We start from the raw sequence: 23,650 nt of genomic DNA, 5'->3' as shown, positions 1-23,650 counted from the left end.
ATGAACAACCAACCCATAGGCTCGAAAAAATGTCGAATTTTTTCGGGGGCAGCAACTTTTCGAAACTAAATCTTTACCAAAAGGGAATGCCATGAGAAAGATCAGCCGTCATCGCCATTCATTTTCAATCGATCGGAAAAATTTTACTTTGATCGAGTTGCTCGTCGTAATTGCGATCATCGGAATACTCGCATCGATGCTGCTGCCCGCATTGAACCAGGCGAGAACCCGTGCTTACACCGCTCAATGCACCGGCAACCTGAAACAGTTCGGAATGGGCGAAGCGCTTTATTCCGCCTCCTACGATGATTACGTCGTACCCCTGCTGATGAACAATAACTGGGACAACGAAAACCGCTGGTGCAACAACGTGGGTTTTCTGCAATGCCTCGGAGCAAGCCTCAAAAGTACGTACAATGACGGAACCATCAATCTGAATGCGGGACTTCTCTGTCCGGCCAAACCGGCCAACCGGGGCGGGAACAATTACACGGGCCACTGGTACGCGAAAAACATGCACTATCCGGGAGTATCCGCCAACGACAGTTTTCCCTCCGGAACCGATCCGGCCAGCCAGAGTTTCCGGATCTCGAACCTCGCTCGCCCCTCGCTGCGCATGAACATCGTCGACGGCGTGGGAACGTTCGTCCGCTACAACGATCCCAAATACATGATTCCGGAAAAAGGGGACAGCAGCGGCTACTGGATGGCGTTTCGTCACCCGAATTACATGTTGAACACACTGCTCTGGGACGGCCATGTCGAGCTGCTCTCCCGCGCCCAGGTCCACGACGGAAACTGGACACAGCAGCCTGGATATCCGATCTTCGACCGCTGGATTCTCTCACGCAAGTAACCGTAAAAAGGAATTTCCCAAATGACAAAGTTTTTTCTCTCCGCACTCGGTGCGGTGTCGCTGGCCTGCACCCTGCATGGAGCAATGTATGAAAATGAATTCCCGTTCATCATCCGGGAACCGGAAAAAGACTCCGTAGTCAATGTGTCGTTTCTGAATCACAAACCGGCCGGGAAACACGGATTTCTCCGAGTCGAAGACGGAAACTTCGTATTCGAGGACGGAACCCCGGTGCGCTGGTTCGGGCTCAACGTCGTGGACAACCGGGCGTTCAATATGTATTCCCGCGCAGAAGCCGAGAGCGTCGCGCGGAAAATGGCCGCGCTCGGAATCAATATCGTCCGCATCCATCACCTCACGGCCGGATGGCAGAATGCGGCGCCGTTCTTCCGCGACCGCGAAAAAAGCACGCTTGAATTCAACGATAAAGCGATGGCGCAACTTGACCTGTTCCTCGCCTGCCTGCAAAAGGAAGGGATCTATGTGACCTGCGAGATCCCGGATTCGGCACTGACACCCGCGCTTTCGGAAATTCCGAACGGCACCCGCGACGGATTCGATCTGAAACGGCTGATGCTCTTCGACCCGGAAACGCAGGAGTATGTGAAAAAGTGGGTCAAGGCATTCTTCACCCGCCCGAACCGTTATACCGGGAAGAGCCTGTTTGAAGATCCGCAGTTTGCAATGCTCGGAATCGTCAACGAGGTTGCCTACAACTACCATCCGAACGGCCTGACGGGACTGAACTCCTATTATACGGACAAACTCAAACCGAAATTCCGGGAGTATCTCCAGCGCAAACATCTTCCGGACCAGGAGCTCGATCTCACGTTGAACGACGACGTTTCCGCCCGTTTCTGGAACGAGACCGTGGCGAACGCCTATCGAATGTGGACGGATTACGTCCGCTCCCTCGGATACAAAGGGGTCATCAGCGGCTCGAACGTCGGAGAGAACTTCTTTCATACGCAACCCTCCCTCGCCGGGGATTTCATGGATGCACATCTCTACTGGGGATACGCCTCCTGGTCACAGGGGAACGTCCGGATTCTCCCCGGCGACCGCTGGAGTCCGCTGCTCAAGAAACCGGCCAACGAGTCGCTCGAAAAGGAGAAGTACACGAAAGATCTTTTCGCCCGTTTCTCTCTGGCTTCCGTCGTCGGCAAGCCGTTGATCTCCAGCGAACACAGAACCACGAAAGGAGGCGCCTCCTGCTGGTTCGGCGACAAGCCCATGCAATACAACGAATACCGTGCGACCGGACTGCCGTTTTTCGCCACCGTCCATGCGTTTCAGGATTGGGACGGCTTCTACGTGTTCGCCTCACAGGGAACTGAACGGCTGAATCAGTATGAGCGTATGGGGCACATCCTCGACGTCCGCCATGACACGACTTATCTGGCGACTTTCCCGCTTTCGGCATGGCTGCTGCGCGGCAATGCCGTCTCCCCGGCACGCGAACGGGTTCTGCTGAAAGTTTCCGAAAAAGATGTTCTCTCGACCAAAAAGTCGCCATCGTTCTTCAGCGATGTCATGTTCAATATTCCGGAAAAACACCGGCTCGAGCTGGCATATCCCGGCTGTTCGTATCAACCGGAAAAATACACAAAAATCTTCGATTATTCAACCTCGCGGGATCTGAAGCTCGGGAAACTCGATCCGATCATCAAAGCCGATACCGGGGAATTCTACCGGAACTGGGAAGAAGGATACTGGGTGCTGAACACCGCATCCACTCAGGGAGTGGAGGGATTTTTCGATCGGACGAAGAATTTTGAATTCAAAGACGCTTCCCTGACGATGAAGACCCCTTTCGGAGTCTGTTTCCTTGCGGCGTTCGACCGGGGCGGCATCGCGGAAGCCGGACGGATGATGTTCCTGGCCGCAGGCGAATGCAGCAATACGATCAAGCCCGGTACCGATCAGCGGATGAGCGGCTGGTGGCTCAAAGGCGGCACTCCGGTCGTCCTCAAACCGGTCGCCGGGAGTTTGCAGATGAAATCCGGCTCATTCGACGTCTGGATTCTGGGAGAGCACGGTGAGAGAAAAGAGCGCATTGCGGAAAACGTCCGGACGTTTGATTTCGACACTGGCGTCCACCAGACCATCTGGTATGAACTCGTCAGAAACGGAAAATAATGGTGATGCGCGATTGACTTCTCAACGTTTATCGGCTATAATGATAGGCAAAAGGAATTCGGAAAGCGGGAACGGATGCACAAAAGAGCGAATGTCACATTAAAAACGGTTGCGGAAACAGCGGGTTGTTCGATTGCAGTCGCCTCCACCGTGTTGAACGGGTCGCGCGGCAACACGAAAGTCAGCGACCCGATGCGGCGGAAGATCCTCGGACTGGCCGCCGAACTCGGATATCATCCGAACTCCGCCAGCCAGATGCTGAAAACACGTCGCTCGACCACGCTGGGGATCTACGTTCAGCCCAAAAGCTGGCGCAGTCTCAGCAACGACTATGAGATGGCGATTTTCCGCGGGGTGGAGCAGGCCGCCCGCGACCGGAATTACAATCTGCTCGTACTGAACATCAGCAGCCGGAATCTCCCGGATATCTGTGCGGAAAAAATCGCCGAATCCCGCATTGACGGCGTGATTCTGATTCACTCCGACGCAAATGCGGAATGGGTCGATCGGCTGCTCCGGGTCAGCTCAAATGTCGTTGCGATCGACCAGCCCGCCGACCAGTTCGGGCTGAGCCGGATCGTTTTCGACAACCGGGCCGCGGTGGAACTCGCCGCGGCGAAACTGGCGGAACTCGGCCACCGCCGGATCGGGTTCATCGCCGACTGCACGACCGATGGATGCGATTCACTCCTGCGGGAAGAAGCATTTCTCGGCTGTGGACAGAGCGGTTTGATCGACCCGGATCCCGCTCTTCTCTTCAACCGCGCCAGATGTGTACCGCTCCCGATGATCGAGGAACGTTATTGCGAGCTCGAGGGAGAGCGGGGATTCCGCTATCTCATGTCACTGCCGGAGCCGCCGACGGCGATCATCGCCTACAATTCGCTCGTGGGTGTTTCGGTTCTGCGCGAAGCACGCCGGGCGGGAGTCGAAGTACCGCACGATCTCAGTGTGATCGGAATTGACTATTGCGAATTCACCAACTTCATCGATCCAACCCTCACGGTGATCGATCACGTTCTTACGGAGATGGGGCGGGCGGGAACCGAAATGCTGATTGATCTCATCGAGCAGAAACTTTCCGCTCCGGCACTGCGCAGCTTTTCCCCGGTTTACCGGCCCGGGAATTCCGTCGCATCACCCCCCGGACGAAAACTGTGACGGGAGAAAATCCTCTCGGAACACCACTTTTTTTCGACTTTTTTATCAACGCCCCTTGACAACCAGCATCATCTTTGGTATAATATCTGTGTATCGATCAAGAATACACGATTGACGCTTTTTTTATTTCACATTCGTGTATCTGCAATCGATACACAAAAGCAAAAAAATCTGGACTGTTCACGATGGAAAAAACCAGTAAAAGTGATCTTCTGTACAGCCGGCTCTACCGCCGGATTGCCACGATGGAGGACGGTTCCCCGTTCCCGACGGTACGGAAACTGATGGCGGAATATGGAGTGAGCCAGGCGACGGTCGCTCCGGCGATTTCGTTGCTCAAAGAGCGCGGATTTCTCGAGGCAATCCCGCGGCAGGGGCTTTTCGTGCGTCGGAACCGGAAACCGAAACTGCTGCTCGTACAGTCGGACTGGAACAGCAGCGACCAGCGCTATATGGCCGAGCTGCTCGCCGAGGCGGCGGAACGGTCGGGATTCACGTTTGAACGGTTTCTGTTCGATTACCACCGGGAAGTGTGCGACTATCTGGATGAACTCTCCGCGGATGTGATCGTGGCCGATTCAATCACGAACGATCTCCTTACTCCGGATCAGATCATGAGCATCGTCCACTCCCCCGCGCCGGTAATTCTCTGCCGCAACGCGGTCCCGGTGAGTCAAATCCACTACGTCTGCGGCGACAACGCCGCGAGCGGCTCGCTGGCGGCACGGTATCTGCGCCGCTGCGGACACACAAAGATCGGCGTTCTTTATTGCGAACCGCACTTTCTGACGCCGGAAACAATCGTGCGCAATTTCCGATCTGCAACCGACGTTCCGGAATGCCGGCTCACTCTGCTCGACTGCCATCTCCATTCCGGCGAAACTCCGGACGCGAAGATCCGGGAATTCGCAACACGTTACGCGCACGGGGAATACGATTTCACCGCGCTGTTCGCGGTCTCCGACCACGGGGCGCTGATCGCGCTGCGGGAGTTTGAAGCGCTCGGAATCTCGATTCCGGACGAGCTCAGCGTTCTCGGCTTCGGCAACATCAGAGAACCGGGCATTGAACGACTGACCACCATCGACACCCCCAGCAGTCAGATCGCAGATGAGGTGATTCGCATGGCGACCCGTCTGGCGAACCACTCCGAAGAAAGCAGGGAGTATCAGGTGGACATCATACCGAAACTCGTCGAGCGAAAAACCGTGGCGCCGATCGCCATCCGACAGGTTGTTTGATCAGAAAGCAAGCCTGAATGTGACGAAAGAAATCCATAATGCGGAAAACCCGCTGAACAACTCCGAAACGAAAGGAAACAGCATGATGAACAAACCAAAAGAACGCATGCGCCACGACAGTGATATCCGTCAATTTTTCACATTAATCGAACTTCTTGTTGTGATTGCAATCATTGCGATTCTCGCTTCGATGCTGCTGCCGGCATTGAATCAGGCGCGCACAAGAGCCAAGAAGATCAGCTGCACGAGCCAGCTGAAACAGTGGGGGACAGTCCATCACTCCTACGCTTCCGACAACGATGGCTTCTTCATCTACACCGGAGCCGCGAAATACAACACCTGGCAGGACGGGGATGGAGGAGTCGAATACACGCAGCCGCTGTGCGTGGTCGGGCGGTTCGCCTGGTTTTCAATGCCTTACCAGAGCAACCGTAAAATGCTGGTCTGCCCCCTGGATAATGTCACGAAAACCTATTCAGAAAGTGAATGGGCTAATTTGAAGAATACTCTGTTTGCGACCGTGGGCAGATACAAGAGCAGCTATGCCTACAACGGCGTGTTGAATCCCGACAAGGGCTTCGGCGTTCCCCGCCGCACCGGAGAAAAATACATCACCGGCCTCATGGTTGACGGCCGCGGCTGGGACAAATCGATTGGATATTACAACATGCACACGCAATACCAGAATTCATTCGATTTCTCGACGGATGTGAATGTGCTCTTCTCCGACGGTCGCGTTCAAAACGCCCGCGTCGGCAACCAGTACTGGTCTTTCTGGTGGGCGCAGAGAACCTCGGTTACGGATTCTACAACCATTCCCCGCAAAGGAGATGCCTGGAGCGGAACCATCACGCCCTGAGTTTCATGCTGAAATCAGAAAATTATCCAACATCAAGGAACTGAAATGAAATTTGCTGCCTCTTTCGTAACTCTATTCTCCTTATTCTCTCTCATGCTGAGCGCGGGCGACACCATCTCCCCCTGGGGGGTGTGCGCCCACTTCAACCGGGCGAAAGCGGAGTTCAACTATCGCACCGATGAACAGCTCAAACTGATGAAAGAGGCGGGAATCAAATCCGCCCGCATGGACATCGGCTTCGGATTGATCTGCCCGCGCAGAGGGGAGTACCATTTAGAGCACATGGACAAGGTTTATGAGAAACTCCATGAGAACGGCATCACGCTTCTGCCGATCCTCTCCGGCTACGCCTGGGAGCTCCAGAACGTCCGCCCGGATGTTGTCCCGATGCACGACCACCCGGAGGAGTGGCGCAATTTCATCCGTGCACTCGCAGAACATTTCAAGGGAAAAATCAAGGTCTGGTCGTTCTGGAATGAGCCGCACGGCGGCTTCTGGCACCCGAAACCCGATCCGGAACAGTATGTCAAACTTCTGAAAATCACCTGCGAGGAGTTGAAGAAAGCCGATCCGGCCAACCAGATCATGCTCGGCGGAATCTCGGCCCATTTTCTCACGGATGTCTGCAAACTCGGCGGGGACAAATACTTCGATCTGGTTTCGATCCATCCCTACGGGTGGGGCGGCGACCGCAATCCGGGCTTCGACCGCGCCCTCGACGAAATGCGGGAAACGCTGCGCCGCTACGGCTGCGCCGATAAACCGGTCTGGTTCACCGAATGCGGCTCCTCCTGCGCCCGCAACGAATTCCTCGAACAGCAGCCGGAGGCGATCGCCGACGCCCTGCGGATCGCGTCGGAAAAGATCGGCCGTCCGATCGATTTCACGAAGCCGGTCAAAATCGGAGTGCCGTACCTCACCGACGTCACCACCGCCCGGGTTGAGGGAGGCCGCCCGTGGCTGCCCGACGCCGAGTTCGTCCCGGTCTCGTTGAAACAGCTCAATGACCTCGATCCGGCGGAAATCCCGGCGGTCGTTCCCAGCGAAACAGAAGGCATCGATGAAGAGTTCGTCGAGCCATTGCGCAGCTACATCCGGCGCGGCGGAATCGTGCTCGCGTTCGGTCAGATTCCGTTCTATACGCTGCGTTACACGAACAAGTTCGGCAGTCGCGCAATGCGTTCCGCCGCAGACGAGCTCTACCCGGCATTCCGCATGGGCTGGCACGCATTCTGGACGCGGCCCGGAACGCCGGAGTCGACGTTGAACGTCAAACCCGCTCCCGGGATGGAGAAGGAGGGATTCAAAGCCTCGCCCGGCCACGTGAACCGTTACCTGAACGGCGACACCAGCGACAAAAAGATGCACTACACGCCGCTCCTGCAATCCGTCGCGAACGGGAAGGTGGTGGGAGACGCGCTCTCGATCTACACCTACGACGACTGGAAAGGTGCGATCATCGGCAGCACGCTCATCAAATTCACGGATTTCGTCACGCCTCAGCAGCAGGCGGATCTTGCGCAGACTTTCAGCTGCCATGCGCTTTCGCGCGGTGTGCCGCGGTTCTACTTCTACGTGTTCCGGGACACCGGAATCCGTGTCGGCGAACGCGAGGACAACTTCGGAATGGTGACCCGCGACCTGCGGCAGAAACCGTTCTACAAGGCGTTCAAGGCGATGACCGAAGCGCTCGGCTCCCGTCCGGTCTTTGTGGAAAACCTCCCGGCGCCCGAGGGATTCCGGATGATGCGCTTCAAACGCGCCGAGGACGGGAAAACGGTCTGCGCTTTCTGGTCGATCAACCCGAAAAAAGCGTACTCCGTCGAGGGAGTCGGCACGTTCAAAGACGGCAGCGTCCACTTCGTCATCGAGGACGGCGCGCCGAAAGAGTACCGCCTCACGCCGCAGTAATCCGGAAACGGACTCCATTTCCGCCGGAATCCGGATTCTTCCGGACTCCGGCGGTATTTTCCGGCCCTCCAGCCGGAATTTGAAAAATATTATTCCCATAATTTGCAAATTCCTCCCGAACCCATTTGAAAACTACGACAATCAGGATTATTTTAAAAGAAGGGAATTTTCGTTTCTTTGTTGTTTCGGTATCGTAAATTTGAGCAGTAGCGCTTTATGCTGAAGAAAATCTGGACCCCCATGCTCGTCGAGGAGCATATCCTTGCGAGAGTGGGAAAGGAGCCGTTGAACTCCTATTATTACGCCACGCACTATCCGCGCGTCTATGCCGCCGCGGAGCGTCTCTTCGGCTCCTGGCGCGATGCCATCACCTCCTGCGGGCTTGATTACAACGAGATTCGCAAGTACAAGGCCTGGAGCAGAGAGCGAATTCAGGAAGAAATCAAAAAACTCGCCGCGGCGAATGAACCGCTCTCAAGTCTGCTCGTCCAGAACAATCACAAGGCGCTTTATATGGCGGCCGTCCACCACTTCAAAAGCTGGGGGAAAGCCATTCAGAGCGCGGGAATTTCCTACAAGAAAGTGCGCCAGCGCCGCAGCATGACCCCAGATGAGGCGATGGAGGAGATTCTCACCCTTTTCCGGCAGGGCGTCGACCTCGCCTACCCGAACATGCGCAAGAATCACCAGTATCTACTCGCGTGCGGAATGAAGAAACTCGGCAACGGCAGCTGGGTCGCCGCCCGCTACGCCTGCGGAATTCGGATCAATTACCGGCTTTCACCCGAAAAACGCAAGGCACAGCTGGAAAACGCCTCTGCCTGAAAATCCTCCGTTCAGCGTTTTCGGCGAAACTCGGCCGGCGAACATCCGTGCTTTTGCCGGAAACTCTGATAGAAATAGAGCGGCGTACTGAAACCGCACAATTCTGAAATCTCCTTGATCCGCAAACGACTGGTCATAAGCAGATGTTCCGCCGCCGCCATGCGTTTCTCCTGCAGCATTGCAACCGGAGAATCCGGATAGTATCGTTTCCAGAGCCGGTAAAATGTGCGCAGACTCAAACCGCTGCCGTCGAGCAGTTCCGGAATCGAAACCGGCTCCTGAAAGCGCCCGATCAACCGGGAGGCGATTCCGCGGATAATCCGCTCCTCGCGACTCTCGCTCTCCTGCCGCTCCTGAATCCGGATTTCCAGCAGCAGCCGCAGGACGAGGCAGTCGATCGCATCCGCCTGTCCGGATTCATGCAGATTGTCCATACGCTCAAAGAGCTCTTTGAGCAGTCGATCGAACGACTCACTCCTCCGAAAACGGAGTTTGCCTTCGGGGAAAAATTCCCGCCAGAATGTTTCCGACTCCGGAGGATAAGAGAAGAAAAGTTCATCATGACGAAGTGCCTGCAGCGTAGTTATGACACTCCCCGGCAGAACCGTTGACACCCGGGGAGCAGACAGATGTTCCTCCTGCAGAATTCCGTTGACGATGGTGCGGGGCGTCCCCGATTCCTCCCGCAGAATGAAACAGAGAAACATGTTTTCGATCCGTCCCCCCGTGTGAAAGTAAATATGATCCGGCATCCAGCCGATCGAACGGACCGCAGGAATTCCCCGCGTCAATCGAGGAATCGGCGCAAGCTCATAAAGCCCCTTTTTCATCTATCCCTCCTGACTGGCACAAAATCGATATTTTTTGGCAAATACTGTTCTTGGAGAATCGCGTAAAGTTGTCCATAATATAGATAAATCCCGAAAGAAATGCAACCCCCGGGAAAGGAAAAAAAGAATATGAAGAATGAAATTCCGGTCGTCGACTTCACCCGAAAGAACGGCATCATCCGTCGATTGAACGGCGGCAATCTCGGCCCGCAGATGACACGGGGAAACATCGATCACGGGCTGGCCGTCACCGAATTCTCCGAGCTGGAAATTCCGATCACGCGGCTGCACGACTCGCCGCTCGGGAATCCGGGCATGCGTCTGGTTGACACGCAGCACATCTTCGGAAACTTCCGCGCCGACGCGCAGAATCCGGACAATTACTACTTCATCGCGACCGACGACCATCTGCGCGACATCCGGGCCGCCGGGTCGGAGATTTTTTTCCGGCTCGGGACCTCCATCGAACACACGACCAACAACTATTTCGCATTTCCACCGCAGGATTATGAGAAATGGGCGGACGTCTGCGTGAACATCATCCGCCACTACAATGAGGGATGGAACAACGGATTTTCGTGGAACATCATCTACTGGGAGATCTGGAACGAACCCGACATAACCAAACAGATGTGGAACTCCTCGATGGAGGAGTACTGCCGCTTGTACGAAGTCACGGCGAAAAAGATCAAAGCCCGTTTCCCGAACGTCAAAGTGGGTGGCCCGGTGCTCTCCTACGTTCATCCAGGGAATAACGACACACTTGCCCGACTCTTTCTCGAATACTGCCGAGATCATCAGGTCCCGCTGGATTTCTTCTCCTGGCATCGTTATGCCTCTGACATGAAAGAGATCGTCGTCGAGCCGACGCTGGTCCGCGGACTCCTCGATGAATACGAATTCACGGAAACGGAACTGCATCTGAACGAGTGGCACTACTGGATCGGCGGCTTCAGCAAACCGGCCTATTTCGACCTGGTCGACGGACTGCCCGGCATCAACGCCGCCGTCTTCGCCACCGCGGTGATCTCCGCCTGGCAGGATACTCCGCTGACGATGGGATATCACTACACCGTCGGCCAGCTCTCGAGCGCCTGGGGAGCATGGGACGCATGGGGAGAACGGCTCAAGCTCTTCTACACGCTGAAAGCGTTCGCGAAGATCGCGCGCTGCAAAGAGCGCGTTGAAGCCGTATCCGACGACATCAACGTGCAGCTTCTCGCCGGAATCGGCCCGGACGGGAAACGTTCCGTGCTCATCTCGAACTTCAAGTCCGGCAATGCTGAACTCAAAATCCGGTTGAAAGGCGCGGAGAACACCCGATTCAGACTGGTGCGGATCGACCTCGATCACGACTGGGAGGAATCCGAGTGCACCACCGACGCTCAGGGAGTGGTGAATCTCCCCGGCGCCGGAGAGGGGCTTTCCTCCGCGCTGCTGCTGCAGGAGGCGTAATCAGGAACCGCCGGCCGGGCTCAAAGTCCGGTCGGCAGATCCGCGAATTCGCACTCGAGGCCGAACACCTCGCGAATCCGCGCCATAACCGCTTTCGGGCCGACCGTTTCGGTCGCGTAGTGACCGAGGGCGAGCACCGGAATCCCGAGTTCGTGCGCGGGATGAAACATCACATGCTCGAGCTCGCCGGTAATCAGCAGATCGGCTCCTGCGGCGGCCGCCTGTTCAAGCGCATCCATGCCGCCGCCGCCCGAAACGACCGCAACCCGCCGCAGAATGCGGCCGGAATCCGCGATAAGCCGGGCCTTGCCGTTCAAGGCCGCCTCCAGCGTGGAAGCGAGCTCGGAGGCATTCACGATTCTGCGGGTTCGCCCGAGAAAACCGATGTCGTAACCGTGATAGTTGCAGAACGGCTCAAGTTCAGTGAGTTCTGCGAGTGCGGCAAGCTGCGCATTGTTGCCGAGTTCCGGATGAGCGTCAAGCGGCAGATGCACACCGTAAAGGCTGATGCCATTGCCGAACATCGTGCGAAACCGCTGTGCATGCATGCCGGTCCAGCGGCGCGGTTCTCCGCCCCACGAGATCCCGTGATGGACGAAGACGAAATCGAAGTTCCCCTCCGCCGCGCGGCGGAAGAGCGCCTGACAGCCATCCACACCGAAGAGCACGCGGCCGACCTCTTCCCGTCCCTCGATCTGAAGACCGTTGTTGGAAGCGTCGCCGGAAAAGGCGGCAAGATTGAGCTCGCGATCGAGATAATTTGTCAAATCGGAACGTTTCATGGGCGGAGCAACTCCTCTTTTTCAGTTCGTGAATACCGTGACCGAACGGAATGCCCCGGAGAGAGACAAAGCCAGCTCGTCACGCTCCTCCGGCGTCGCGCAGACGGCGAAAAGCGACGGGCCGCTGCCGGTGATCTCGGCATTGAGCGCGCCGTTTTCGCGCAGAAAATCGCGCAGAATCGCCAGCAGCGGAAATTTTTCATACAGGGCATACGCCAGATCGTTGTGCAGATTTGCCGCAACTTCGGCCGGATCGTTGCGCCGCAGGGCATCGATCAGCCGTTCGAGCTTTCCGGAGTCATCGGGTCCGATCCGCTCCGGCGCGAGATGGGTGTATGCCCACTTTGCGCTGACCGGAAAGTGCGGATTGACGATGAGCAGAGGCGGCGCGAAAAGTCTCCCCTCCAGATAGCGGAATACCTCTCCGACACCGGTGGCGACCGCGGGACGTCCATGCAGAAAGAAAGGCACATCCGCACCGAGCGTGAGAGCGAGTTCCGCAAGCGTCTTTTCCGGAAGCGCCCGGTAATGGTCGTTCAGCAGTCGCAGAACGGCGGCGGCGTTTGAACTGCCGCCGCCCATCCCGGCGGCGACGGGAATCTCCTTTTCGATCCGGATCGTCCAGCAAGCGGAAATTTTTGCCATGTCCGAATAGGCCAGAGCGGCGCGGCCGGCGAGATTCTCGAGATTCTCCGGCAGCCCCGGAACGGTCGAGGAAACCCGGATGCCCGGCCGTGTTTCAAAGTCGAGCACGATCCGGTCGGCCGGTGTGTCGAGCGGCAGAAACAGCGTCTCGATTTCATGATACCGGTCGGGCCTCCGTTTGAGCACTTTCAAATAGAGGTTGATCTTCGACTTCGAGAGTGCGGCCAGAGACATGGGGATCACCTCCTGCTGTTCAGTTCAGTTCATCCGGCGTGCATGGCGCGAACTTGAAGCCGTACTGGTTGTTGTAGCGCCTCGCCTCCTCCTCAATCGCGAGAGCCAGGCGCAGTGCGCGCAGTCCCGCTTCGCCGGGCACCTTCGCATCGCAGAGATGCCCCATGACCCGGCTTTTGTTCACTGCGAGGATGAAATCCTCAAGTTCAGCGGCAAGCGCGTTCTTCTCATCGAGATTCACATCCTTGCGGGCGAGTCCGATGCGGTTGCGTTTGAGCACCATGCCGAAATGTTTGCCGTAATCCATCGAAATGTAGCAATCTTCCTGGAATACGCGGAAGCGGCGCATCGGCTCCTGACTGACGCGGCTGGCAGTGAGACTTGCACAGCTGCCGTTCTTGAACTTGATGCGCGCATTCACGATATCCTCGGTCTTGCTGAGCACAGGGATTCCAACCACGTCGAACCGCTCGACATCGGAGTCGACCATCGTCAGCACAAGATCGATATCGTGAATCATCAGGTCGACCACGACGCTGACCTCGGTGCCGCGACGCGGCAGACCCGGACGCGGCGGCGGATACTGCGCCAGCCGGTGCGCCTCAATGAACCGGGTGTTGGCCGCGTACTTCTCGAGGAAATCCATCGCCGGATTGAACCGTTCTACATGGCCGACCGCGAGCACAACATTGTTCTTGCGGGCGGTGGCGACCATCTGCTCGGCGAGTTCGAGACTCGCTTCGATCGGTTTCTCCACAAGCACATGCTTGCCCATCTCCAGAAGCGGCAGGGTCGTGGCCGCGTGGAAATTGGCGGGGACCGCCACACTCAATGCGTCGCACTTTTCCGCAAGTGAACGCCAGTCCGAAAAGACCGGCAGATTAAATTCGGCCCCGACTTTCGCGGCGGTCTCGGGCTGAACGTCGAAGATGCCGACCATTTCCGCATTCGGGCTCTGGGCATAGAGCCGTGCGTGATGTCTGCCGAGGGCGCCGACGCCGAGAACACCGACCTTGAGCTTTGTATCGCTTTCCATTGCTGCTTTTCCTGTTGCGTTCCGGATTTATTTTGTGTTCTGTTTTCAATAATATACACGTTTTTTTCATAAAAACACCATTCCGGCGCGCTTTTTCTTGGCGAAATCGGGTTTGACGGGGTATATTGCTAACAAAAGAAGAAATCCAACCCTACTCCGGAAGCGAAAGGAGTCTGTTATGAATGAAAAATTCCGATTCAGCCGGGTGCTGCTGAAACTCAGCGGCGAGGCGCTCAAAGGTCCGCAGGAACATGGATATGACGCCGATGCGGTCCGAACCATTGTGGAACGAATCAAAACCGTGGCGGATCAGGGCGTGGAAATCGCGCTGGTCGTCGGCGCCGGCAACATCTGGCGCGGCGTCATGGGCCGCGCCGGCGGCATGGACCGGGTCAATGCCGACTACATGGGAATGCTCGCGACCGTGATGAACGCGCTGTGCCTGCGTGATTTCTTCCGCGCCGCCGGGATCGAGGCGATCGTACAATGCTCGATCGGGATGGAACCCATCGCGCCGCGATTCAACCGTGAAGAGGCGATCCGGGCGCTCGAAGCCGGGAAGATCGTGATCTTCGCCGGCGGCACCGGCAGCCCGTTCTTCACGACCGACACGACCAGCGCGCTGCGGGCGCTCGAAACCGATTGCGATGCGGTGCTCAAGGCGACAAAAGTCGACGGGATTTACACGGCAGATCCGTTCAAGGATCCCAACGCGGTCCGGTTCCCGGAGCTGAGTTTCGACGAGGCGCTCGCGCGGCAGCTCAAGGTCATGGATTCGACGGCATTCTCGATGTGCCGGGACAACGACCTGCCGATCATCGTCTTCAACTTCTCCGATCCGGACAGCCTCGAGCGGATTCTCGCGGGCGATACCGGGGCGGGAACCATCGTAAGCTGAGGCGCAATCATGACCGACATTCATCCAACCGCGGTCATCAGCCCGAAAGCGCAGATCGGCACGGGAGTTCGGATCGGTCCCTACTCGATTGTGGAGGATGATTGCGTGATCGGCGACGACTGCGTCATCGATTCGCATGTGAAGATCGCCCGTTACACGACACTCGGCCCGCGCTGTCGCGTCTATCTCGGCGCTCTGGTCGGAGAAGAACCGCAGGATCACCGGTTCACGTCCGGCACCGTCGCCTGGACGACGGTCGGAGCGGATACGACGATCCGGGAATACGTTACGATCCATCGTTCGCCGTTCGCGGAGCGTTACACCCGGATCGGCAGCGGAACGCTGCTCATGTCGTTCGTACACATCGGCCACGATGCGCAGATCGGTGACCGGGTCACCATCGCAAATCAGACGGCGGTTTCGGGGCATGTCATCATCGAGGATCAGGCGGTGCTTTCCGGTTACATTCTGATCCATCAGTTCTGCCGGATCGGGCGGCTGGCGATGGTCGGTGCGCGTACGATCATCCGCCAGGACATCCCGCCGTTCTGCATGCTGGCCGAAAACGAGTGCGTCTGCGGTCCGAATGTGATCGGACTGCGCCGGGCAGGGTTCGACAGCTATATGCGGTCGGCGATCCGGCGCGCGATCAAGACCTATTTTTTCCGCGGACTGAACGCGACGAACGCCCTCGCCGAGATCGAATCCATGCCGATGCGCCCGCCGGAGGTCGATCACTTCGTCGAATTCATCCGCAAAACGGAACGCGGCATCATGCCGGGAGATCCGGAACTGGCTGCACTCGGGATCCGCGGTGCGGATGCCGAAGAGAAAGATTGAAGGAGTTTCCTGTTTTATGAGACAATGGATCATACAGCTTGCCGTCGCAGTTGCGGCGGCGATGATGGCTGCGGGCTGCATGCCGGTCACCCCTCTGCCGCAGCCGGTGCTGCCGGACGCGCTGGCCGAACCGGTCAAAATCGGCGTATTGCTGCCGCTCTCCGGGGCGGATTCGGAATATGGGGAACGGACTCTGCGCGGCGTGGAATTCGCCTGCAGCGAACTCAACAACGGGCGGGGAATTTCAGACCGCCGCGTGGAGCTTCTGGTCCGGGACACGAAGAGCTCCCCCGCGGAGGCGAGACGCCAGGTGGAAGAGCTCTCCCGGCAGGGGATCGCCGGGCTGGTCGGCCCGTACAGCACGAATGAGGCGCTTGCGATCAAACCGGCCGTGGAGGCGCTGCTGATTCCGACGGTCGTCCCGCTGGCGACGAATGACGAGATCACCGCCGGAACGAGGATGATCTACCGCGCCTGTTTCACGGATTCCCAGCAGGGGGAGGCGCTTGCCGCCTATGCGTGGTACTGGCGGAAGCTGCTGCGTCTGGCGATCGTCGTGAATCTGGACGACATGGCCACCTACTCCCGCAGTGTCGCGCTTGAGGCGGCGAATGCGTTCTCGGACCTCGGCGGCAGCGTCGTCCATACGGTCGAGTTCGAGGGAGATAAAAAGGAGTTCGGGCAGAAGTTGCGGGAGCTGGTCTCCTACGGGCCGCAGGCGATTCTGATCTCCGGAGAGCCGGGAAACGCCGGCCGCGTGGTCAAATACATTCGCGGACTCGGATACCGCGGGCTGCTGCTCGGACCGGAGAGCTGGGATGATCCGGTCTTTCTGCGGGAATGCGGCGGGCAGCCCGGCGACTGTGCTTTCATCGGGCTTTATTCGGGGGAATTCGATCTGCCGGAGCAACTTGCATTCCGGCAGGAGTTCCGCCGCACGAACTTCATCTATCCCGGGAGCTGTGAAGCCCAGGGATACGACGCGCTCAAACTGCTGGCGATCGGCCTCAGCCGGGCGCAGAGCGTGGAGGACTTCAACCGGAACATGCAGTCAGTCCGCAACCATCCGGGGGCAGCGGCGCTCTATACGCTCAAACCCGGCGGCGAAATCGACCGGACCATGTTCGTCAAGACGATCCGCCCGGCGGCGACACCGGATTCAGTGCCGGAGTCCCGGCTCAGCGGCAGTTTTACAATGAGAAAAATCGAGCAGCTCAAGGAGGATTGAGCACCATGGGTTATCTGATTCACCGGGCGCCGGTACCGCCGTCGCTCCAGGCGGGCTTCGACTCCGGCGACTGGAAAGAGTGCGGAACGATCCGTGTCGCATGTTTCCGCCCCGAAGGGAGCGGCCATCAGCCGGAGACCCGATTCAAACTGCAGTACGACGCCCGGGGGCTCTACGGGCTTTTTTCGGTTCGCGACCGTTTCGTCCGCTGCGTGGCGGAACGTTTTCAGGATATGGTCTGCTGCGACAGCTGTGTGGAATTTTTCGTGCGTCCGGCGGTCGGACTCGGTTACATCAACTTTGAATTCAACGCCTCCGGAATTCTGCTCGCGCAGCATATCACCGACCGGCGGCGCCGCCCCGGAACCGATGACACCCGTCCGCTCACGGAAGAGGAGATTGCCGGAATCCGGATCTACCACTCGCTCCCGGACCGGGTTGAACCGGAAATCCCGGAGGAGACCCGGTATGAGGTCGGATTCTTCCTGCCGTTTGAACTCTTTGAGAAAATCCAGCATGCGCCGATTCCTGTTTCGGGCACGGTCTGGAGAGGGAACGTCTACAAGTGCGGGGATCAGACGAGCCATCCGCACTGGGCATCGTGGCGACCGGTGCGCAGGGTGAACTTCCATGAGCCGGACTGTTTCGATATTCTGGAGTTTGAATGAGCGCAGAAAACGAAATGACGGATCCATAACGGATCAATAACGCAGAAGGATTTTCATAGAATCATGGCAAACGGATTCAGCCGTTCGATCATCTCGCAGGCGGTCGCGCTCGCGATGGTCGGGGCCGCCCGGAAATGTGAGTGCATCAAAGGGGCGATGGTCGCCTCCCCACTGCTGGCCGAGGCGGAGAAAGAACTTTTCGTCAAAATGCTCGCCCGCCTCGACGACCGCCGGAAAAACGGCAGTGACACGCTTTCGGATGAAGAAATCGCCTCGCTCTTCACATTCGTCTACGCCAAAGCTGCGGAAGCAGTCACGAATCTGGTCAACAACCAGCCGAATCACTTCGAGCTGCTCGGCATGCTCGACGGCAAAGTGCCACTCTACGCCGACGAGCGGCTGACCGGATATTTCAAAAAGCTCGACCTGGCCACGGAGTGCGCGCAGGCCTACGTTGACTGGCATGCAGAAAATGCTGCCAATGAACAGCTTCAGGCCTATGATCCGATGCTGCCGCTCTTCGAGGCGCTGAAATGGTGTTTCCGGCTGAGCTGCACGGCCGCGGTCGAAAAGCTCGAGGCGGACGGAAAGGTCGTCCCCGGTGTCTGAACGCTGGAAACAGCGTTTGCCGATTCTCGCGGGCGCATTGCTGCTGCTTCTGCTGGAAGCCGCGCTGCTGCCCGCCGTTCCGGTCTGGATCACGGACAACGGCAACAAATACCTGATCCTGCGCAATCTCGCGGAATACGGCACTGCCGCGATGGAGAATCCGGCATCCGAACTCGATCCGGAAAACCGTTTTTTCCCGGATGGCGGTTTCCATTTTCAGCGGTATGACGGAAAAATATTCTCGGTCTATCCGGAGTTCTTTTCCGCTCTTGCGCTGCCGGGCTACCTGCTGTTCGGGGAGGCGGGGCTGCTGCTGATTCCGATCGCGGGGACGCTGGCGATGCTGGCGCTCTTTCTCGCACTGCTCGATCCGCTGCGGCTCACGCCCCGGATCGAGGCGCTGCTTGCGGCACTGCTGCTCTGCGGAACGCCGTTCTTCTTCTATTCCGGGACGTTCTGGGAGATGACCGTCTCGGCGGTGTTTCCGCTCGCGGCTCTGCTTGCGGCGCGCCGGAACCGGCTCTTCCTCGCGGGACTCTGGCTCGGTCTGGGACTCTGGCTGCGGGAAGAGTTCTACCTCATCGCGCTCGTTTCCGGCGTGGCGGCTCTGGTATTCCGTCCGCGGCAATGGCAACGGAACATTCCGTTCGGATTGGGATTTCTCCTCTGCGCAGTGCCGCTCTGGCTCTGGAATCTGCACAGTTACGGGCATGTGCTCGGGCTGCACGGAGCGCTCTACTACACACACAACGCCGAAACGGCAGGGGGATTCACCGCACAGATTGCCGGCATCGTCTCGGGATATTTCATCTATCTCCTCCGGTTTCATTCCGGTTCGCCGGGGATGGCCTGGTATTACTGGCCGCTGCTGCTGCCGATGCTGCTGCTGCCGGTGGCGGGGGCATTCGACTCGCGCCGCTTCAAATGCGTGGCGGCGGGTGCCGCCGTCGTCTCCTGGGTGATTCTGCTGGCGCTCTTCTGCGAAAACCCGGAACCGGCGGAGGCAGCGGGGCTCACAGTCGGTTTTCTCACGGCCTCTCCGCTGTTGGCGGGACTCTTCCTCATGTGGCGGAATCTGCTCATGCGCGGGGCTCTCCCGGTCCGGGTCACGACACTCGCGGCGCTGCTCTACTGCGTGGTTCTGCCGCCGATCCTGACCCGGAGCGACATCGGAATCATCTGGGGGCCGCGCCATTATCTGCCGGTCTATCCGGTTCTCTTTGCGCTGAGCTTTCTGGGGTTTGCGCGGCTCGGCTGGCTGTCGCGCCGGAGACGTCTGTCGGTGGCGGCGTTCGCGGCAGTGGCGCTCGTGCTGCAGTTGATCGGGATGCACACGCTTTTCCGCGTGGCGCAGAACTGCTCGAACGCGGAACGTGCAATCGCGGAACGATCCGCCGGGGTTGTGGTTTCGGACGTCTTCTTCCTGCCGGAAATGACGCCGCGGCTCTTCTTTGAAAAACAGTGGCTGTTTGTGAAAGACGACGCCGGACTTGCGACACTCCCGGAACTGCTCCGGGCAAAGGGGATCCGGGAATTCACGCTCGTTCTCTCGCCGCGATTCCGGCAGATCAGCGATGAGGCGCTCGCGGCTCTGCTCGAGCGCGCCCCGCTCACGGCGCCGCCGCAACTTCTGGAGATGCCGGGAAGCGGATTTCTTACACTTCTCATCGGGGAGTGCCGTTTGCAATAACCCCGATTCCTGCTATATTTATAGAAATGAATTTTCAAACAGGAGACCGGAATGGATCGACTTTTGGTCATAAAACTCGACAACGGCAGCTCGTTCGAGGCGAAAGCCCCGGACGGCGTTGATGTCAAACTTCACGACACGTGCGTATTCCGCCGTGATTTCTATACGGATTCGGGCGAGGTGGTGCGCGAAATCGCCGACCCGCCGGCGGAGACCGCCTGGAGCGAACTGCCGACGATTCAGCATGTTGCGGACAACCACGAACTTGCGACCGCCAACGACAATTATGTCCGTTCACGCAGCGCCATGCGGACCGCGCGGGAGCTGGTCAACAACCTCGGGCTGGCGATGAAGCTGCTGAACGCCCATTACTCACTTGACGGGAAACTCGTTGTGATCCAGTTCAGCGCGGACGGCCGGGTCGACTTCCGCGAACTGGTCAAGGAACTCTCGCGCACGCTCTGCACGCGCATCGAACTGCGCCAGATCGGCGTGCGCGACGAAACCGGCATTTACGGGGGAATCGCCGTCTGCGGTCAGAAGCTCTGCTGCTGCCGATTCCTGAAAGAGTTCAACTCCATCAATGTGAAGATGGCCAAGGAACAGGATCTCTCGCTCACGCCGGCGACGATCTCCGGCGCCTGCGGCCGACTGAAATGCTGCCTCAAATTCGAGCATGAGGGTTATCAGGAACTCGAGAAAAACATGCCGAAACGCGGGAACTGGTGCGATACGCCGCAGGGACGCGGCCGGGTCTGCGACCGCAATCTGCTCACCCAGAAAGTTTCCGTCCAGCTCGAGACCGGGAACATCGTCCACTTTCACCGTTCTGAGGTGACGATTCGCCCCCCCGAACAGCGCCCGCGCATCAGCAGCGAACGGCAGACCGGTCGGGGAAACAGCGGCAACGGCAACGGCAACCGCAGCCGGAACAACGGCGGCGGCAATCAGCGGAACAACCGGAACGAAAACCGCCCGCCGAAATCGGAAACGCCTCCGGCTCCCGATGCCGGCAAGACGGAGAAATAATCGATGATGCCGCATCCCGAGCTCGAACGCTATACAGCCCTCGACGCCGCCGGTTTTCTGCCGGGAGTCGGGGAGGAGGCCGCCGATTTCGAGTCCCGCGTCGCCGCGATTCGCGATGCGCACAAACAGTTCGAGGAGGAGCTTGCGGAAAAAGGCGAAGTCACGGTTTTTCAGGAATTTCTGCTGAAAGAATCGGAACGGATTCCGGCGGAGATCATCGCCGAGGCGGACGAACTGACCGGAGAACTCTACGATTTCCGGACCGTTCATGTTCCCGGTTTTTTTCTCTCGCGCGACGTCGGGCTGCTCTGGGGCGGCTGCATGATCAGCGATACGGAGCTGCCGTTCTCATTCTTTCTGATCCGGGGAGCGTTCCGCAAGCATCAGAAATGGTTCCTCTATAACCGCAGAGAGCTGCTCGCGCACGAACTCTGTCACTCGATGCGGCAGCCGCTGCGGGATATTCCGCTTGAGGAGTTTTTCGCCTACCGCACGAGTCCGAGCCGTTTCCGGCGCTATCTCGGGAACTGCTTCATCCGCGACTACGATGCGCTGCTCTTCGTGATTCCGGTGTTCATCCTGCTCGGGGCGGTGATCGTGCAGTCGTTCCTGCTGCCGGCTCTTCCGGCGTGGCCGTTCTGGATTCTCGCCCTCGCATACCCGGCCTATCTGCTCTACCGCAATGCCCGGGCGCGCCGGTGGGTGTTCAGGGCGGCGCGGGTTCTGAAGGGATTCGGCGTCGAAAAACCGATGGCGGTGCTGTTCCGTTCGACGACGCCCGAAATCCGTGAACTCGGCAAACTGAAAAGCCCGGAGAGTCTCCGGGCTTATGTCGAGGGGAAACAGGAGCTGCGGTGGCAAATCATCCGCTGCCGCTTCCTCCCGAATTTGTAACGCCGCAATGGGCGGATTCGTCACATCGCTTCAGGGATGCCGATGGTCAGCGTGCCGAGTCCGTCCGCGATGATCTCCCGGACCGCGCTCGAGAGCGCCAGGCGGGCTCCCGCAAGTTCCGGCGTCTCCGCCGCGAGCACCGGACACTCCCGATAGAAGCTGTTGAACGCCTTGCCGAGGTTCAGCAGATACTCCACGAGCCCCGAACAGTCGCGCCGCTCGGCGGCCAGACGAAGCGCGGCGGGATAAAACGATGCCGTAACCGCAAGCAGCTTCTCCGCCTCGTGCCCGAGCAGACTCCAGTCGACTTTCTCCGGATTGAACTCGATTCCACGTTCCGCGGCCTTGCGCCGGATCGACTGGATCCGCGCAGCGACATATTGTACATACGGTCCGGTGTCTCCCTCGAACCGCAGCGAGGCGGCCGGATCGAACATGATCGTCGTCTTCGGGTTGAACTTCAGAAGCATGAACTTCAGAGCGCCGAGCCCGATGATCTCGCCGCGCGACTTCAACTCCTCCGGGGAGAGCTCTTCGCCGCCGCGTTCGCGGCACGCATCCATCGCGAGCGACGCCATTTCGTCGAAGAGATCGTCCGCATCGACCACGGTTCCCTCGCGGCTCTTCATCTTCCCGGTCGGCAGATTGACCATGCCGTAGGAGAGGTGATAGAGATCTTTCGCCCAGGGGTAACCGAGCTTCTCCATGATCGTGAAAAGCATCTGGAAGTGCAGATTCTGTTCGTCACCGACCACCCAGATCATCGATTCGGGATGGTAATCCTCATACTTGCGCAGCGTCGTACCGATATCCTGCGTGATGTAGACGCTCGTCCCGTCACTGCGCAGAACCACTTTCTTCCCGAGTTTGCCGAGGTCGCAGATCACCGCGCCGTCCTCGCGCTTTGCAAAGACCCCTTTCTCAAGTCCGGAAGCGATGATGTCCTTGCCGAGCAGATAGGTCTCGCTTTCGAGATAGGTGTGGTCGAAGTGGATTCCCATGCGCTCATAGGTCTCGGCAAATCCGGCGAACACCCAGCCGTTCATCTTGCGCCAGAGCGCCCGGACCTGCGGATCCCCCGCCTCCCACTGCTGCAGCATCTTCTGCGTCGCGGCGCCGAGTTCCGTATCGAGGAACAGCTCCTCGCTGCTTTTTTCCGCGAGCTCCGGATGGGCCGCTTTCAGCGCCTTGATCTCCTCCGACAACGCCTTGTTGTAGTCGACGTAGAATTTTCCGACCAGATGATCGCCTTTCATGCCGGTCGACTCCGGCGTGCAGCCGTTGCCGAACCGCTCGTAAGCGATCATCGATTTGCAGATGTGAATGCCGCGGTCGTTCACGAGGTTGATCTCGATCACATCGTGGCCGACCCGCTTCAAGAGCGATCCGAGCGACATGCCCAGCGTGTTGTTCCGCACATGCCCGAGATGCTGCGGCTTGTTCGTATTCGGCGCGGAAAACTCGATGAGAATCCGCCGCCGCTGCTCCTCCGGCAGTTTTGCCGATTCAAGCAGCGCAGCCACGTCCGCCACCGAGTCGCGGCACAATGCGGCCGGCTTGAGCGTTACATTGACAAACGCCTTGACCGCCTCGGCATGCTCCACGTCAGCGTGTCCGTTCAGATATTCCGTCACTTCCGCCGCAACCGCCATCGGATTCCCGCAGCACTTCGCAAAGCGGAAGCAGTTGATCGTGAGATCGCCTTTCATCCCCGCCGGGCACGGCTCCGGAGCGATCACACTCCCGGCCGGGAACTTCTCATACTTCCCCCGGAGAAATTCCTCGAGGTCCGCCACAAACTTATATGCCATTCTGCAGCC

General features: G+C 58.4%; 21 protein-coding genes. 16 read left to right on the top strand and 5 right to left on the bottom strand.

Annotation, left to right across the window (positions count from 1 at the left end):
* Positions 1-91 precede the first annotated feature (91 nt).
* The 7 genes from Q0J85_RS04460 to Q0J85_RS04430 all read left to right on the top strand — a co-directional run bounded on the left by Q0J85_RS04460 (position 92) and on the right by Q0J85_RS04430 (position 8,992).
* Positions 92-856 carry a type II secretion system protein gene (locus Q0J85_RS04460; protein ID WP_294478569.1) on the top strand — a complete coding sequence of 255 codons (765 nt, stop codon included), beginning with the start codon at positions 92-94 and terminating at the stop codon, positions 854-856.
* 21 nt (positions 857-877) lie between these two features.
* Positions 878-2,995 carry a hypothetical protein gene (locus Q0J85_RS04455; RefSeq protein ID WP_294478567.1) on the top strand — a complete coding sequence of 706 codons (2,118 nt, stop codon included), beginning with the start codon at positions 878-880 and terminating at the stop codon, positions 2,993-2,995.
* 75 nt (positions 2,996-3,070) lie between these two features.
* A complete protein-coding gene (locus Q0J85_RS04450; RefSeq protein WP_294478565.1) occupies positions 3,071-4,156 on the top strand; it encodes a LacI family DNA-binding transcriptional regulator in 1,086 nt (361 codons plus the stop codon).
* Between the two features lie 185 nt (positions 4,157-4,341).
* On the top strand, positions 4,342-5,397 hold the full coding sequence (locus Q0J85_RS04445; protein WP_294478564.1) for a substrate-binding domain-containing protein: 1,056 nt from the start codon (positions 4,342-4,344) through the stop codon (positions 5,395-5,397).
* Between the two features lie 82 nt (positions 5,398-5,479).
* Positions 5,480-6,256, top strand: a complete 777-nt coding sequence (locus Q0J85_RS04440) for a type II secretion system protein (protein WP_294478563.1) — start codon at positions 5,480-5,482, stop codon at positions 6,254-6,256.
* Positions 6,257-6,301: 45 nt separating this feature from the next.
* Entirely contained in the window at positions 6,302-8,167 is a 1,866-nt protein-coding gene (locus Q0J85_RS04435; RefSeq protein ID WP_294478562.1) for a hypothetical protein, read from the top strand.
* Between the two features lie 216 nt (positions 8,168-8,383).
* Positions 8,384-8,992: a hypothetical protein gene (locus Q0J85_RS04430; protein ID WP_294478561.1), complete on the top strand. Its 609-nt coding sequence runs from the start codon at positions 8,384-8,386 to the stop codon at positions 8,990-8,992.
* An 11-nt stretch (positions 8,993-9,003) separates the two neighbouring features.
* On the opposite strand, the gene Q0J85_RS04425 is transcribed toward Q0J85_RS04430, so the two are convergent.
* A complete protein-coding gene (locus Q0J85_RS04425; RefSeq protein WP_294478560.1) occupies positions 9,004-9,822 on the bottom strand; it encodes an AraC family transcriptional regulator in 819 nt (272 codons plus the stop codon).
* Between the two features lie 129 nt (positions 9,823-9,951).
* Between Q0J85_RS04425 and Q0J85_RS04420 the strand changes: the two genes are divergently transcribed.
* Positions 9,952-11,277 (top strand): hypothetical protein, encoded by a 1,326-nt coding sequence (locus tag Q0J85_RS04420; RefSeq protein WP_294478559.1) that lies wholly within the window; start codon positions 9,952-9,954, stop codon positions 11,275-11,277.
* A 20-nt stretch (positions 11,278-11,297) separates the two neighbouring features.
* On the opposite strand, the gene Q0J85_RS04415 is transcribed toward Q0J85_RS04420, so the two are convergent.
* Genes Q0J85_RS04415 through Q0J85_RS04405 form a run of 3 tightly spaced genes read right to left on the bottom strand, consistent with a single transcriptional unit; the run spans position 11,298 to position 13,974 of the window.
* On the bottom strand, positions 11,298-12,059 hold the full coding sequence (locus Q0J85_RS04415; protein ID WP_294478558.1) for a Nif3-like dinuclear metal center hexameric protein: 762 nt from the start codon (positions 12,057-12,059) through the stop codon (positions 11,298-11,300).
* Between the two features lie 21 nt (positions 12,060-12,080).
* Positions 12,081-12,938, bottom strand: a complete 858-nt coding sequence (ispE, locus tag Q0J85_RS04410; RefSeq protein ID WP_294478556.1) for a 4-(cytidine 5'-diphospho)-2-C-methyl-D-erythritol kinase — start codon at positions 12,936-12,938, stop codon at positions 12,081-12,083.
* A 19-nt stretch (positions 12,939-12,957) separates the two neighbouring features.
* The gene (locus tag Q0J85_RS04405) at positions 12,958-13,974 is read right to left on the bottom strand and encodes a Gfo/Idh/MocA family oxidoreductase (protein ID WP_294478554.1); all 1,017 of its coding nucleotides are present in this window, start codon (positions 13,972-13,974) and stop codon (positions 12,958-12,960) included.
* Between the two features lie 178 nt (positions 13,975-14,152).
* On the opposite strand from Q0J85_RS04405, the gene pyrH reads away from it, so the two are divergent.
* The 8 genes from pyrH (at position 14,153) to Q0J85_RS04365 (ending at position 21,830) form a co-directional block, all read left to right on the top strand.
* Entirely contained in the window at positions 14,153-14,872 is a 720-nt protein-coding gene (gene pyrH, locus Q0J85_RS04400) for a UMP kinase (protein ID WP_294478553.1), read from the top strand.
* Positions 14,873-14,881: 9 nt separating this feature from the next.
* Positions 14,882-15,712, top strand: coding sequence for an acyl-ACP--UDP-N-acetylglucosamine O-acyltransferase (gene lpxA, locus Q0J85_RS04395; RefSeq protein ID WP_294478551.1), 831 nt, complete (start codon positions 14,882-14,884; stop codon positions 15,710-15,712).
* Positions 15,713-15,728: 16 nt separating this feature from the next.
* Positions 15,729-16,940 (top strand): ABC transporter substrate-binding protein, encoded by a 1,212-nt coding sequence (locus tag Q0J85_RS04390; RefSeq protein WP_294478549.1) that lies wholly within the window; start codon positions 15,729-15,731, stop codon positions 16,938-16,940.
* A gap of 5 nt (positions 16,941-16,945) precedes the next feature.
* Complete coding sequence (locus tag Q0J85_RS04385) at positions 16,946-17,608, top strand: carbohydrate-binding family 9-like protein (RefSeq protein WP_294478548.1); 663 nt, start codon at positions 16,946-16,948, stop codon at positions 17,606-17,608.
* Positions 17,609-17,671: 63 nt separating this feature from the next.
* Positions 17,672-18,217 carry a hypothetical protein gene (locus Q0J85_RS04380; protein ID WP_294478545.1) on the top strand — a complete coding sequence of 182 codons (546 nt, stop codon included), beginning with the start codon at positions 17,672-17,674 and terminating at the stop codon, positions 18,215-18,217.
* Positions 18,210-19,907, top strand: coding sequence for a hypothetical protein (locus Q0J85_RS04375; RefSeq protein WP_294478544.1), 1,698 nt, complete (start codon positions 18,210-18,212; stop codon positions 19,905-19,907). The genes Q0J85_RS04380 and Q0J85_RS04375 overlap by 8 nt, the downstream gene beginning before the upstream one ends.
* A 51-nt stretch (positions 19,908-19,958) precedes the next feature.
* Complete coding sequence (locus tag Q0J85_RS04370) at positions 19,959-20,936, top strand: regulatory iron-sulfur-containing complex subunit RicT (RefSeq protein ID WP_294478543.1); 978 nt, start codon at positions 19,959-19,961, stop codon at positions 20,934-20,936.
* A gap of 3 nt (positions 20,937-20,939) precedes the next feature.
* The gene (locus tag Q0J85_RS04365) at positions 20,940-21,830 is read left to right on the top strand and encodes a hypothetical protein (protein WP_294478542.1); all 891 of its coding nucleotides are present in this window, start codon (positions 20,940-20,942) and stop codon (positions 21,828-21,830) included.
* Positions 21,831-21,850: 20 nt separating this feature from the next.
* Here the strand turns inward: Q0J85_RS04365 and argS are convergent, their stop codons facing one another.
* Positions 21,851-23,641 carry an arginine--tRNA ligase gene (gene argS, locus Q0J85_RS04360; RefSeq protein ID WP_294478541.1) on the bottom strand — a complete coding sequence of 597 codons (1,791 nt, stop codon included), beginning with the start codon at positions 23,639-23,641 and terminating at the stop codon, positions 21,851-21,853.
* Positions 23,642-23,650: the final 9 nt, after the last annotated feature.

It is taken from the genome of uncultured Victivallis sp., assembly GCA_944389935.1.
Classification (GTDB): domain Bacteria; phylum Verrucomicrobiota; class Lentisphaeria; order Victivallales; family Victivallaceae; genus Victivallis.
The sequence above is the reverse complement of the archived record's forward strand: the minus strand, read 5'-3'. Positions and strand labels throughout refer to the sequence as shown.